We start from the raw sequence: 14,554 nt of genomic DNA, 5'->3' as shown, positions 1-14,554 counted from the left end.
TTGAGTTAGAAAAATCGTGGAGCTTGTATTTTCTTTTTAGATAAGTCAAACAAATCGTATCGTAGAAAAATTTCATGAGATCCTGAATTATATCGGCTAAGATTATTCATATCATGGTCGTAAGCATATCCGATCTGTAAGGCATCTGAAATTGAAAAAGCTGCTAGCGTACTTACTGCTGCATTTAGACGATAAGCCATCCCTAAAGTCAATTTTTCTTGAAATAGGAAGTTCGCTGAAACATCCAATGACAAGGGTGCTCCGTTTACTGCTTTCAACAATACTGCTGGTTTGAATTTTAATTGATCGTCTAAATCAAATACATATCCTCCCATCATATAGATGTGCATTCTTGATGAAGCTACAGATTGTTCTATATCATCATAATATTTCGTTTCAAGTATACTAGGAACAGAAAGTCCTACATACCATTTATCTGAATAGACATAAGCACCTGCTCCAATGGTGGGAGCTGTACGGCTTAATGTTCCTTCCAATTGTGAATCTCCCGGATCAAACTTATTAAGCTTATCATAATCTATATTTAGGAAGTTCATTCCTGCACGTAATCCAAGTGATAGGTTTACATTGTAAGACAAAGGCACATTGTATGCATAATTTGCGTCTACATATGTTTCTTTTGAAGGTCCTATCTCGTCACTGATAATAGACAAACCTATTCCATTTCCTTTTTTCCCTATAGGACTATGTGCCGAAAAAGCCATTGTACGTGGCGCACCATCTAATCCTACCCATTGTGCTCTGTATATTCCAAACATTGTCATTACACCTGTTGTACCTGTATAACCAGGATTCATACTCATCGTATTATACATGTACTGTGTAAATTGGGATTCTTGTTGTCCTTGCATCATGTTGTAAGACAATAGAAAACACAACACAAAGAATTTAATATTCTTTATTCTCATTTTTACAAAAAATTTAATTAAGTATTTAAAAATCAATTCATTACTTAATAATTACGGAGCAAAATTACATTTTAGGTCCTCCAATGAATGCTACAATAAGCCTTAAGAATTGCAGAATAAGTCTTTTTTTCACCCCCTATTACCCCTTATTTCTCTTTTATACTGATACTTACATAATATTTCTTCCAAAAAATGCTTGCACAAAAAAAGCCTCAATCTTCATTGAGGCTTTCTATTTTTAATATCTTTTATTATCCTTTATGCATTTCCAATTGAATAAATTACTTCTTTTTTGTTTTAAAATTATAATTTCCAGAAAACAACAATTCTATTTTTAATCACCGAAATTTAAGGCGTTAGCTTCATCAGAATACTTTTGTTACCTTTGGTATTCTATACTACCTCAACTATGAATAGACGGATATTAACCATACTACTCGGATTATTTTTCATCTGTACTACTCTTTTTGCTCAAAACCAAAATAGACAACAGGATTATAATCTTGCCAAAACTCTAGAATCACTCACTTCTACTCAAAGGTCTATATTGTTCCAATATGGCACACTAGAACAGTATGGCACGCCCGAAACGGCAGCCGCTTTTTGGGCAACCCATAAAACGGCTATTCCTCAAGTACAGGAAAATCAAAAAAAGATACTCGCTCAAGAACTATTGGCCAATACAACCTTAGTATATGAAGTAAAAAAACCTTCCCAATTACAAGCCTTACGTGGCGTATTCACCACCTCTCGTATATTAATAGGTATAGCAGCGCTGGTTGCAGCCTATGCTTTAATTAGTATTTTAAGATCGTACTGGTCACGAATTTTTGCTTGGCTCTTTCGGAATCTTGCTCCTTTATTCCGAATCATTTTCTCCCCGCGATTACTTACATATGAATTACTGATTCTGGGTATCATCGGAATCTGGCTAGGTGCCGATATCGCTTCTGTAGTATTGCGTACTATCGTAGTTCATATTGGACTGTTCTTGTTATGGGGATTACTCACTGCCGTGATTTCGCGCAATTATGATTTAAATAATTACACCCGAACATTAAAGTATAATCTAGACGATAATAGTTCTTATATTACCTCATTCTTCGAAATTTCTATTCCTGCATTCATTACCACTGGAGCCATCATTTGGTTGCACTTCACTACGCAGGATCCTTGGTTTAGTTATGAAGTGAGCATTCCTGCTTTAGTAGGACTAAGTACGTTTCCTTTGGTTCGTTGGGCAGAAAAACCTTTGAGCCGAATATTGTTTCCTATACAAGGTTCTGATAAATTTGAATTTCGCCGCTTTACGGCTATGGTTGTCATTACTTTAATAATATGGGGCATTCTATGGAACTGGGCACTACTCCTTCAACCTGTTCTTGAAACACTTACCTTATTATTAATCCTATCCATGATTTTCCTTTCTTGGATGAAAGTAAGCAATGAACACCTCAACCGTTATTTTTACATTCAAATTATTACCTTATTCTATTGTATTGCCAGTATACTTTTGGGCTCGCAATTTGGATTAGTAAGTGTGCTGAACATCGGACTGGGTGGTTTAGTGTTTTTTATTGTCTTCAAATATTGGGAAATTCCAACTCTATTTGGTTGGTCATGGAAAGACAGAAAAGCATGGGGTATTCTCGGAATGGCATTTCTTCTTTGGGTTATTGCCCAATTAATGCTTTGGGTTCCACAATGGTTTTCTTTTATTTAAAAAAGTAATCTGTTTGTCTATCCAAAAAAAAAACAAATACTCATAATACTATAAAAAATGACGTTTTTAAAAAAATAACGTTTCGCTTCCCCTATTACAATATTTTTTTCTGAGATTTGTAATGCGAAACTTAATTAAAATAATACCCATGAACTCATTTATCAAAGCATTAACTATTCGGGATAGCATATCAGTGCAAGTCTGTAAATTTCATGAACTTCGGTTTAATTGAGTTTCGCAGTGACTATCCCTTTTTATCTAACACCTTTTTCTTATGCGAAACTCAAGAAACAGCAATGCATTGCCTAGCGATACCATTGCATCCACAGCTCTTCTGGAATCTCTTTATGGATATACCCAGAAATTGTACCACAGTATTGGTCTAGAAGAATCTGAAGAAAGTATCGAATCCATGCTTACGGGCTGGATTAGTTCTCCTCTAGCAGATTATGATGCCGAAAAACGAATGAAGATTTATCTTTTCAATAAAGATTTAATTCAATTGCTTCGTAATGCGCATTCGTTTTACAAACAATATAAAAATAAAAGTACCGCCGTTTCTTATCCCAACAATAGCTTAGGATTTGTGAATTCGCTTACTCTTTTTTGTTCCGAGAATTACCGCTACAAAAAAACCGCTTTGGACTACTTTACCACCATATATCATTCTTGGTTAATTTCGCCTTTGGCAAATGATACGCTCACCCGCGAAAACATCATTTATCATCATCGGGAAACTCTAAATTTCCTCTCTGGAATTTACAAAATCCACAAGAAATACACTCTTAATTAATATAATAAACCCTGCTCATTGAGTAGGGTTTTCTTTTTTTTACGTCCAGTTGTGTTTACCCTACAAAATCAAAGCAACAACAACAGATTCTTTCTCAACATTTCTACTCTTACAGTTGTGTTTACACTTCAAAACAAGTGCAGCTACAACAAGCAAAAATAGATTTAATCCAAAGTAATAGTTGTGTTTACACTTCAAAACAAGTGCAGCTACAACTATTTAAAAAAAACATGGCTCAAAACTTACGTTGTGTTTACACTTCAAAACAAGTGCAGCTACAACTTTTTTAAAGAAAGTTACCCCGTAGATGATGTTGTGTTTACACTTCAAAACAAGTGCAGCTACAACGTAGGCTGTTCGCGCTAGTGTTCCTGTTTGGTTGTGTTTACACTTCAAAACAAGTGCAGCTACAACCAAAATCCTTTTTCTTTTGAATGGATTAGGGTTGTGTTTACACTTCAAAACAAGTGCAGCTACAACTAAAAACTTATTGTTATATATCAATGTGCAGTTGTGTTTACACTTCAAAACAAGTGCAGCTACAACCCGTAGGCCAAAGACTTGTGTCCTTCCAATGTTGTGTTTACACTTCAAAACAAGTGCAGCTACAACCTTAAACTCGTAACTAACTTATTATAAAGGCGTAAAGTGACTTATTTTTACAAAAAAATGAATTAAATATAAAGTACAGGGATATCAAAGATCAATATTATAGTTTCTATACTTTTAATTTTTCTTGAATTATCTTTTCTATTCTACCCAAATATTCCTCTGCAATTTGCTTCGCAAAACTCTTTTCTTTTAAATCGAAATATTTTTCCATTATTTGCTTCCTAGGGAATTTATTATGTGAAAATTTATTGCGAATCTCTGTGAACCATTCATGTTCATTATCGTCAATTATATTGTATTTTTTCAGCCAACCTAGATAAATCTTATGTGAAATATTATTATCGCTTTCTGTAATAAATTGTTCATATTCTTCTGTAGATACAACTTCAATAATTGCTTTTTCCAATTCAAAAACTGTTCTAAAAATACATTCTTTATATTTATTATATTCTTCTAGTTCTTTTTTTAACGCTACATGAGGAATTATAGTATTTGTATAGTATTTCAATAATTCTTTCAAACGATTATCTGAAATGAATTTCTTAAATAATGTAACATTTTTACGTTTGCATCGATCTGTTATAATGTAGACCACATTATCGATCTTTAGCTGTTGTTTTATATCTATTTGTTGCTCTAATGGACTCGATTTCGAAACAGGTGAAATTTCAGCCAATTTTATTCCTAATTCCTCTTCTATCATTTTATCTAACATTAGTAATGTTACTCTATCCTTTGTTTGATAAAAACGTATTATTTTTTCATTTTCAACAATTGCTTTTTTTAGAACAGTTATAATTTGATTCCTTTGTATCTTTGAATTTTCTTTTCTTCTGTTTGCCAGAATTTCATCTACTCTTGGTGAATAATAATCTTTAAATGAAGGTTTACTACCTAATTTAAATTTTATTGAGGTTTCATATTCTTTATTCTTAAAAATAATATATTCTCTATCACTATTGTAAAATGATTGTGTATCATTTAACCACAATTCTAGTAACTTGGAATAATTATAAGTTTTAGTATCACTTTCACTAATACCTACTTTTTTCTTTAATAGATTTACTAGATGGGCATCAAATAAATTTGTAGGCAAATCTACAGATTCCATTTTTGGATCCTTACTATATCTTTCTGTTAGATTTCTAAGCCAACCTTGAAAGTCATTTGGCTCTTTTTGAAGTTTTTTATATGTTAATGGAATGGGTATTGTGGTGGGTATTCTTATTTCAATTTTATTTTTTCCATTCTTACTATCATAAAATGTATTTGACATCCAATTATCTTCTTTTGAATAAAGATTATTTTTATCTTTTCTTCGAGTTCCTTTTAACTCTAAATAGACTACATATAAATCTCTAAGCTTATTCAGATTATTAAATTGAATATCTTTTAAGAATGGATGTCCTAATTCTTTATTAAACAACTGGAGTTCTTTATTGCATATCTCTATGAATAAATTTTTTTTAACTGGATTTTCATATAATGCTAATGACTCTTGTAGCAAATCATAATAAAAGGATGTAATCTTTGATTTCACATCAGCATCAATCACTAAATTGACAATGTCACGCGCAAGAAACGTCGCAATCTCACCTATTTTTGGAGATTTTCCATTATCTAAATCATTGATTCTTTTCTTACATTCTTTCTTTTCAGCTCTTATTCTGTTTTTGATACTTACCTCCTGTTTTGTATCTTTTATATTTAACCAATATTCAATAATTCTACTTGGAATTTGATTTACTTTTAAATTATATTTAACCAAAATCTCACTCAGTCGTTCTTTTCTATTGTTAATATTTTTTACATATATAGCATAATTCAATGCTTTTAATTCTTCTTTTTTACTTTTTAATGCTTTTTCATTATTTATTTTTTTTATCTCATTTTCTAGTTTCTCTTTTATTGTTTCATTTACAATTTTCCAATCTTTATTTTTTAATCGCTCATCAAAGAAAACTTTATATAAAACTTTATCATACGCGAGTTCATTTTTAATCTTTTCTACAAATTCTTCATTAAGAATCTGTGAAGAGTTAATTTTTATAAACTCATTAATAATTTCACTGCTTTTCTCTTTTTCTAACAATTCTAATAAGACGAGCTTTGGTAGTTCATGAACACTAAGAAAAGCGGTAGAAACTAATGGTCTATAGAGCTTACCATTATATCTTCTATTCTTAAAACATAATAGACCAATTTTATTATTTGTCAAATGATAATGAGGACTATACTGCATAAATACATTTTTATCTTCATCGTAATACTTCTTTTTAAAAGCTGATTCTTCACATAGTATGGCTTCTGCTCCAGTTTTTAAAAATTCGTTTAACTTTCCAAAAGAAATAACATCTTCAATAATATTTCTATTTTTCTCTTCTGGTACATTTCCTAATACTGTTTTCTTATACGATTTCTTAAGGCCTTTCCCTAAATTAATTTGAAAATTAAAGTGAAAACTATCCAGTTGATCCAAATATTTTAATGCAAATCCTGCAAAACGATCTGAACTTCTTTTCTTTACTGTTATTAATTCTATATAATCCTGATAATCTGAATCTTCAATTGATTCTGTAATACTATTTTCGATTACGCTATACCTGGAGGATTCATTTAATGTAGGATGAAATTGTTTTTTCCCATCTAGAGTAAGAGCATTATACAGTTCCTTTGGACATCGATTAAGATAATTTAGAATATCCAATTGAAATGCTTGTTTCGGGTCATCACTGATAAACTTATCGTGAGGTAATGTAATACAGAAAACTGAAAAAACTTCTCGAGTCGTTAGAAAAACATTCGTTTGTGTTCCTTTAAATCCATTAATTTTATTAATAAAATTAAATGCATTTTCCTTATCTAAAAATAAACAGCACAGAAAAACCATCCCTCTATTTGTAATTTCATTTTGCTCATTTATAATTTCAAAACTATTTGTTAAGTCATAATCTTTTTCAACAAAAACATCTTTAAATCTTCTCTTTGTGAACTCTATAGCATTCAAATAGCTCTCTCTTAAGAATACTGCAAAATCTTCTGAAATTTTTATTTTCTTTTTCTCTCCCGTTTTTACAGAGTAGTAGTGAGTATAATCATTTCGGAATTCATTTAATTCTTTAAAACACAGTTTAAAGAAACACGTCATTTTACCAAAATCAACTCCTTGAAAACGATTATCATTCGGTAACGATATAGGTATAAAATCACTAGAAAATGTTCTCGCTATTGGAAGAAAACGGATTAGATGAGAATAAATATGATTCGCATTAGTTTTATCCAAAATAGTTTTATCAAGTATAAAGCTATTTCTTATATCCTCTTCCTTTTCCATCTTAGCTGAAATCTTAAACTTACTCTCTAGCTCTTTTATTATCAAATAAATATTATGTCGAGCCATATTTAAATATGCTCCAAAATAGGATGGGTCATTTTCTAAATTAATTATATTTCTTTCTAAAGTTTCATTTTCTGATTTCATAATAATCAATACGTTTCTGGTTATACATTTTAAGCTAAAAAAACATTTTCAATATTTCATCTACACTAACTTCCATGTAGAGATAAAATTGAGACAGCTCCCCGACATTTTTTAAGAAGAATAAAAAACTAAGAATTTACTCCTTAATTTTTTTTATAATCTTAGGCAATTACCCAAATCTACAGTAATTTTTTGAACTTACTTTATGCTTTCCCATAACAATTTATTTTTATCATAATGATATATCAAAACTGAAGAATTTATCAAATCACACAAGTTCAGCCTTATGTTGCTGTTTTTATGGCTTATCATATTATCATTAAAAATGCTAAAAAAATAAATTTACATTCAACTTATAACTAAAAATATCATGAAAAAAGCTACATTCGTTTTATCTTTTGTATTAACATTCATATTTTCAACTTCCTGTGAAAACACGAATGATAATCTTAGAACTGAAACATTATCAAAAAAAACTAATTCAGAATTTAAACTACAAGGACAAAAAGCTTTTATCAATCCAAACATGTATGGAGAATACCATAATGAAGCAATCTTACTTTATAGTCAAACATATATAAGTAAAGGAAGTCATTTGAGTAATTCAAGTTTTGAACAAGTTTTAAAAGATATGTTAACCTTAATGAAGGAAAAACATCCTCATGAATTTTTAAATGTAAAAATCGATTTAGTAGCCCCTTATTTTAAAGAATACCAATCATCTTTAGATTATAATTTTAAAAGTTTTTGGACTGCTAACAAAATAAGCTTTAAAGATTCGAGTATGATATCCAATCAAATTATACATTTTATTGATGATATTATATTAAATGATTTAGATTACGGAGAGATTATTAGTAAAATTACTACTCTAGAAAAAGAAAACAAACTCAAACAAGAAGATATTAAATTTTTAATAGGTTTCAAAAGTGTATTAAATTCTTCTAATGATTTATGGGCTGTTAAAGAGAATAGTTTATACAATACTCGAAGAAATTGGTGTAATCATCAATTAATTATCTCTGATGCTGCTGCAGCTGGATTATTTTTATGGTCTGGACCAATTGCAGCAATTGCAGGAGCAGCATCCTCATTAATTACTGCATCAACAGGAGATTGCAATTAATAAAACATTTATAATATGGAGGTAGAATTTAGTAAAACAAATAATTTTGATTTTAACCATTATGACATCTACTTAAACAGTAGGAAATATTCATTAGAAAACAAAACAAAAATTGACATTGAGGAAACAGAAAATCATTTTTATATAAAAACCTTTTTTATCAAATCTCAGGAATATCAACTGGAACCAAATCATAAAAAATGTTTTATTGAAGTTGATCATTTTATAAATAAAAAACGATTTCTAGTTTTTATAGCAACACTGATGACCTTGGTTACTCTATATTTTATATTTGAAACCAATTTTCTTTGGTATTTAATTATCAGTTTTGGTGTTTTAATAGCCCTGTTTCAACTCTATATTCATACCATTGGGATGAAACATTACATAAAAGTAAAAATAGAATATCACGATTAATTATTGCAATTCAGCAAAATTTACTACTATAAAAACCCGCACTATGAGCGGGTTTTTATTTATTTACAAAATTTAGCGCTGTTATAATTGTAACATAATCAGAACTCTTCCGTCATATTTACAAATCAAACAGAATCAAGCTTATGGAATTAGTTATTAAAAATTTAGAAAAAAAATACAGCAATAATGTTCATGCTTTAAACGATGTTTCCCTAACCATTGGTAAAGGAATGTTTGGATTATTAGGTCCTAATGGTGCTGGAAAATCATCTCTAATGCGTACACTTGCTACCTTACAGGACGCTGATAAAGGAAGTGTAATGCTTGGAGATATCGATGTCTTGAATGATAAAGATGGTGTACGAAAAGTATTGGGTTATCTCCCACAAGAATTTGGTGTTTATCCTAGAACTTCTGCCGAAGAACTTTTAGATCATTTGGCTTTATTAAAAGGATTTTCAGTAAAATCAGACCGAAAACAAATTGTAGAACAATTATTAACAAAGGTAAATCTTTGGGAACAACGCAAAAAAGCAGTCAGCAGTTATAGTGGTGGGATGCGTCAGCGTTTTGGCATTGCACAATCATTAATTGGAGATCCAAAACTTGTTATTGTAGATGAACCTACTGCGGGACTTGACCCAGGAGAGCGTAATCGTTTTTATAATATTCTAAGTGAAATAGGTGAAAATATAATTGTAATTCTTTCTACACATATCGTTCAGGATGTACGTGAATTATGTACACACATGGCTATTATGAATAAAGGGCAAGTACTTTTTAGTGGTTCTACCGATGATGCCTTATTGGAAGTAAAAGATAAAGTATGGGAACAGAAAGTTGAAAAAGCTGTTCTTCAGCAATACCATGATAATTATAAAATATTGTCGAGTAAACTAGTAGGTGGACAACCGCTTATTCATATTTTTTCTGAAACAGACCCTCAAAATGGCTTTAGCCGTGCAGAAGAAAATCTTGAAGATGTATTCTTTGCAAAACTGAACCAATTATATTAATCCATCCAATCTTACAACTATGTGGAAATTTATCATACACGAGCTTAGATATTGGTTAAAACGACCTATGGTCTGGATATTTTTAGCTATTACAACTTTTTTCTCAATATTACTTTTTGGTTCACAAGGTGTTACCATCGGTGGTGCTGTAGGAAGTTTAAACAAAAATGCACCTTACATTGTTGAGGCATTTTATGCTGTTTTCTCTGTTTTCTTTTTGATTATGGTAACGGCATTCATGAATGCAACTGCCATGCGTGACTTTCAGTACAATATGTACCAATTTATCTTTTCATCACCAATTAAAAAGCGTGATTACTTTTTTGGTAAATTCATTGGTGCTTCCATTATCTCTTTAATACCAATGCTTGGAGTATCCATAGGTGCTATATTAGCTCCTGTACTTGCACCGCTGTTTCCGGAAAGTTTTGATATGGCACCTCCAGAACGTTTTGGTCCTATCATCTGGTCCGGGCATTTGGACGGAATACTTGTATTTGCTATCCCAAATATTATTATTGCTGGAGTATTACTTTATTCGCTCGCTTTTATATTCAAAAACAATATTGTCTCTTTCATCAGTGTTACTATTTTGATTGTTGTATCCAGTATTTCTGGTGGTTTTGCCAAAGACATCAAAAAAGAATGGCTCTCTAGCCTTCTGGATCCATTTGGAAGAAAGGCCTTTAGTATCATGACTAAATATACTACTGTCATAGAAAAAAACACCTCTAGTGTTGGACTGGAAGGGGATTTATTAATCAATAGACTTGCTTGGCTTGTCATCAGTATCATTATTCTTGCTGTTGTTTATCGTTACTTTTCTTTCAATCTTAAAAAAGAAAAAGTAAAAAAGAATAAAAAAGAGCAGCTGATATCAACACCTGTAATTTCAGACAAAGTATTTCATCCTACTACAGCCAATGCTTTTTCATTCGGTACTTTCATCAACCTAGTACGTTTTGAAACTAAGGCAATCATTAAAAACCCTGTATTCATAGTCATTACTGCAATAGGAATGATTTTGCTTATCACGGCTTTAAGTAGTTTTACCAGTCGATATGGTACTTCACAATATCCTGTTACGTATTCGGTAATCGATTCTATCGATGGTTCATTCTTCTTATTCCTAATTGGTTTCATCACTTTTTATTCGGGTGTTCTCGTTTGGAAAGAACGCGATGCAAAACTCAACGAGATCGAAGATTCAACTCCTATAAAAACAGGTATTTTATTTTCATCCAAAGCTTTGGCTGTAATTATCGCCATTGCTATTATATATATCATTGCTATAATCGTTGGAATAACAGCACAAGCCCTTCATGGTTATACCCGATTTGAACTTGGATTATATGTTGAATATTTACTCGTTATAAAACTATTGCATTTCTCTTATTTGGTAGTGCTTGCGTTATTGCTTCATTATTTAATAAACAACCGATACTTAGGATATTTTGCCTTCATCGCTTTTATCATTGTAGACAGCTTTGTATGGGGATTATTTAAGATCAGTAGTAATATGGTTTCTTTTGGAACTGTTCCTGGAATAATATATTCCGATATGAATGGATTTGGTCCGTTCATTCCTGGAACTATTTGGTTCAATGTATATTGGTTCCTATTCTCTATTATCTTATGTTTTGTATGCGTTGCATTCTATACAAGAGGTAAAGAAACGAGTTTTAAGAATCGTTTAAAAACAGCTAAAAGAAGACTTCAAAAAAATGGAATTGCTTTAACAGTTGTTATTGTAGCCTTTATAGGTTGTGCTGGATATGTGTATTACAATACAAAAGTCCTGAACACTTATGTATCGAATGATGATGTAGAAAATATGCAGGTGGAATATGAGAAGAAATTCAAAAAGTATGAAACCATAGCGCAACCACGATTCTATAAATTGGATTACAATATTGATTTAATACCTGAAGAACGCAGTCTAAAAGCCAAAGTCGTAACATGGGCAAGAAACATATCGAATGAAACAATAAAAGAAATTCATTTTACCATGCCTCGTTTTAGCGATAGTATACAATTGACTGTACCTGGTGCTAAATTGACTTTTAATGACAAAAAATTACATTATAGAATTTATACTCTTGATCGACCACTTGCTCCAAATGATTCTATTAAAATAGGCGTAGACGTTTCTAGAGTAGCGCATGGATTTGAAAATGATGTAAGCTTCACATCGGTGACGCAAAACGGAAGTTTCTTCAACAATATGGATTTGATGCCAAGCATTGGATACAACAATGGTTATGAAATATCCGATAAGAATACCCGTAAGAAGTATAAATTACCGAAACGTGATCCTATGCCAAAACTGGATGAAAACAACATCCAAGCAAGAATGAATACTTATTTAAGTACCGATTCTGATTGGGTGGAAGTGAATACAACAATTAGTACTTCACCAGACCAGATTGCTATTGCTCCGGGATCATTACTTAAAACGTGGGAAGACAAGGGGCGTAAGTACTTCAATTATAAATTAGACCACAAATCGGTTAACTTCTATTCGTTTATGTCCGCGAAATATGAAGTTGCTCGTAAAAAATGGAATGGTATTGATTTGGAAGTTTATTATGATAAAAACCATGCTTACAATGTTCCAAATATGATGAATAGTATGCAAAAATCATTAGAGTATTACACCACTCATTTTGGTCCTTACATGCACAAACAATGTAGAATCATTGAGTTCCCAAGATACCAGAGTTTTGCACAAGCATTCCCAGGCACCATGCCATATAGTGAAGGTATTGGTTTCATCTTGGATCAACGCGATGCAAAAGAAGATGGTATTGACCAAGTATTTTATGTTGTCGCACACGAAATGGCACATCAATATTGGGCACATCAACTTATTGGCGCTAATATGCAAGGAAGTGAAATGATGAGCGAAGGATTTGCGCAATATTCGGCACTAATGGTTATGGAGAAAGAATATGGTAAGGATAAAATGAAAAAATTCCTTCAATATGAAATGGACGGATATTTAAATGGTAGAAGTAGCGAAACAGAAGAAGAACAGCCGCTTATGAAAACGCAAGGACAACAATACATTCATTACAACAAAGCGAGTGTCGTGATGTATTACCTTAAAGAAATGATAGGCGAGGATAAAGTAAACCAAGCTTTGCAAAGTTTAATTCAGCAATACGGATATAAAAATCCGCCGTACCCAACTTCTATCGCTGCGGTGAATGAGTTTAAAAAAGTTACACCGCCAGATATGCAATATCTGATTACCGATATGTTTGAGACTATAACGGTATTTTCTAACCGTGCATTAAAAACAACTTACAAAAAATCGGGTGATGGATACCAAGTAACACTGACCACTTCTTCTGAAAAATTCAAAGCAGATGGTTTGGGTAGAGAAACATCAATTCCTATTAACGATTACATCGATGTAGCTGTTTTTGGAAAACCAGAAAACAACTATACTGCTGGTAAAGTCTTAGCGTATCAAAGAGTAAAGGTGACTAAAAAAGACAATACCTATACTTTTACAACCAAAGAGATTCCTTACCAAGCTGGAATTGATCCATACAATTATCTGATTGATAGAATACCAGATGATAATATTAAAATAGCCGATTAATTTCATAAAAATAAAAAGCCCAATTCATAAGAATTGGGCTTTTTTTATAATAGAAAAATACTACAAAATTATTTTTACCAATCTGCTTTATATAGCGGGAAATTTGACGGTAATTTCATTTTTACATATTTATTATTTCCTCTACTACTGTTTACAATTAAAGTATCTCCTTTAAAAATAAACGTCTCCTGAACTACTCCTATCCTACCCATACCCGTAACTCGTGTAATTAAATCGGCTTTGATTTCATTTCCTTCTTTATAAAAGACACCTCTACTTCCTGTAAAATTTGGATCTAGCATTTTTTTATCCAATACTTCATCCCGATTTATAGTGAAAACATTAAAATTCCCATTTGCATAGAACTTATAAACGCTATAAAACTTAAAATTATCTTCCGTTGTTTTACGAGCTACATCTTTAATAATTACCTTTTGATCTCCAGAACCCATAAAATAACGATCAAGATATTGTTCGTACACTACAGTAGTATCAATCTCTTTTAGGAGGTTTGTATCAAACTTAGCTTTGCTTGCATATACTTTTTTATTTGCAGCAATTTTAGTGTGTCCATTTGGTAAGGTATTCGTCTTTAATCCACAGGATGCAGCGAATACAAATAACAGGATTAGTGATTTATATGATTTTATATTTTTCTTCATACTAATATTCTTTGCTTCCATTTAGTCTAACGGTATCAAAAATAGAGAAAAGTTTCTGTACTATAGTGTTAAAAAACCTTCACAATAAGGCATAAAAAAAGCCTCAATTTTCATTGAAGCTTTTTTAAAGTGCACCAGATAGTACAAAACTCGAACCATTTGCTCGAAGATTTGAGGCTTATGAG

At 31.4% G+C, this 14,554-nt stretch carries 9 protein-coding genes and 1 CRISPR repeat array; of the genes, 6 read left to right on the top strand and 3 right to left on the bottom strand.

Annotated elements, in window-relative coordinates; translation table 11 throughout:
* Positions 1–5: 5 nt before the first annotated feature.
* A complete protein-coding gene (locus P6733_RS02205; RefSeq protein WP_306349955.1) occupies positions 6–929 on the bottom strand; it encodes a PorP/SprF family type IX secretion system membrane protein in 924 nt (307 codons plus the stop codon).
* 409 nt (positions 930–1,338) lie between these two features.
* On the opposite strand from P6733_RS02205, the gene P6733_RS02200 reads away from it, so the two are divergent.
* Positions 1,339–2,652 carry a hypothetical protein gene (locus P6733_RS02200; RefSeq protein ID WP_306349954.1) on the top strand — a complete coding sequence of 438 codons (1,314 nt, stop codon included), beginning with the start codon at positions 1,339–1,341 and terminating at the stop codon, positions 2,650–2,652.
* A gap of 274 nt (positions 2,653–2,926) precedes the next feature.
* A complete protein-coding gene (locus P6733_RS02195) occupies positions 2,927–3,445 on the top strand; it encodes a hypothetical protein (RefSeq protein WP_306349953.1) in 519 nt (172 codons plus the stop codon).
* Positions 3,446–3,559: 114 nt separating this feature from the next.
* Positions 3,560–4,057: a CRISPR direct-repeat array (repeat unit 36 nt; unit sequence GTTGTGTTTACACTTCAAAACAAGTGCAGCTACAAC).
* A gap of 106 nt (positions 4,058–4,163) precedes the next feature.
* Here P6733_RS02195 and cas13b read toward each other — a convergent pair.
* Entirely contained in the window at positions 4,164–7,538 is a 3,375-nt protein-coding gene (gene cas13b / locus P6733_RS02190) for a type VI-B CRISPR-associated RNA-guided ribonuclease Cas13b (RefSeq protein WP_306349952.1), read from the bottom strand.
* Positions 7,539–7,908: 370 nt separating this feature from the next.
* On the opposite strand from cas13b, the gene P6733_RS02185 reads away from it, so the two are divergent.
* From P6733_RS02185 to P6733_RS02170, 4 genes are all read left to right on the top strand, one after another.
* Entirely contained in the window at positions 7,909–8,664 is a 756-nt protein-coding gene (locus P6733_RS02185; protein ID WP_306349951.1) for a hypothetical protein, read from the top strand.
* Between the two features lie 15 nt (positions 8,665–8,679).
* Positions 8,680–9,081: a hypothetical protein gene (locus P6733_RS02180; RefSeq protein WP_306349950.1), complete on the top strand. Its 402-nt coding sequence runs from the start codon at positions 8,680–8,682 to the stop codon at positions 9,079–9,081.
* Between the two features lie 143 nt (positions 9,082–9,224).
* Positions 9,225–10,097 carry an ABC transporter ATP-binding protein gene (locus P6733_RS02175; RefSeq protein ID WP_306349949.1) on the top strand — a complete coding sequence of 291 codons (873 nt, stop codon included), beginning with the start codon at positions 9,225–9,227 and terminating at the stop codon, positions 10,095–10,097.
* Positions 10,098–10,164: 67 nt separating this feature from the next.
* A complete protein-coding gene (locus P6733_RS02170) occupies positions 10,165–13,707 on the top strand; it encodes a M1 family aminopeptidase (protein ID WP_306349948.1) in 3,543 nt (1,180 codons plus the stop codon).
* Positions 13,708–13,781: 74 nt separating this feature from the next.
* On the opposite strand, the gene P6733_RS02165 is transcribed toward P6733_RS02170, so the two are convergent.
* Entirely contained in the window at positions 13,782–14,369 is a 588-nt protein-coding gene (locus P6733_RS02165; protein WP_306349947.1) for a hypothetical protein, read from the bottom strand.
* Positions 14,370–14,554 lie beyond the last annotated feature (185 nt).

This window comes from Flavobacterium aerium, assembly GCF_030766725.1.
Lineage (GTDB): Bacteria > Bacteroidota > Bacteroidia > Flavobacteriales > Flavobacteriaceae > Flavobacterium > Flavobacterium aerium.
Note: the sequence above shows the minus strand (reverse complement) of the source record. Positions and strands in the feature narration are given on the sequence as shown.

Bases quoted from the DNA above. Each gene is read 5' to 3' on its own strand.
- P6733_RS02205 (WP_306349955.1), bottom strand. From the start codon at position 929: ATGAGAATAAAGAATATTAAATTCTTTGTGTTGTGTTTTCTATTGTCT.
- P6733_RS02200 (WP_306349954.1), top strand. From the start codon at position 1,339: ATGAATAGACGGATATTAACCATACTACTCGGATTATTTTTCATCTGT.
- P6733_RS02195 (WP_306349953.1), top strand. From the start codon at position 2,927: ATGCGAAACTCAAGAAACAGCAATGCATTGCCTAGCGATACCATTGCA.
- cas13b (WP_306349952.1), bottom strand. From the start codon at position 7,538: ATGAAATCAGAAAATGAAACTTTAGAAAGAAATATAATTAATTTAGAA.
- P6733_RS02185 (WP_306349951.1), top strand. From the start codon at position 7,909: ATGAAAAAAGCTACATTCGTTTTATCTTTTGTATTAACATTCATATTT.
- P6733_RS02180 (WP_306349950.1), top strand. From the start codon at position 8,680: ATGGAGGTAGAATTTAGTAAAACAAATAATTTTGATTTTAACCATTAT.
- P6733_RS02175 (WP_306349949.1), top strand. From the start codon at position 9,225: ATGGAATTAGTTATTAAAAATTTAGAAAAAAAATACAGCAATAATGTT.
- P6733_RS02170 (WP_306349948.1), top strand. From the start codon at position 10,165: ATGGTCTGGATATTTTTAGCTATTACAACTTTTTTCTCAATATTACTT.
- P6733_RS02165 (WP_306349947.1), bottom strand. From the start codon at position 14,369: ATGAAGAAAAATATAAAATCATATAAATCACTAATCCTGTTATTTGTA.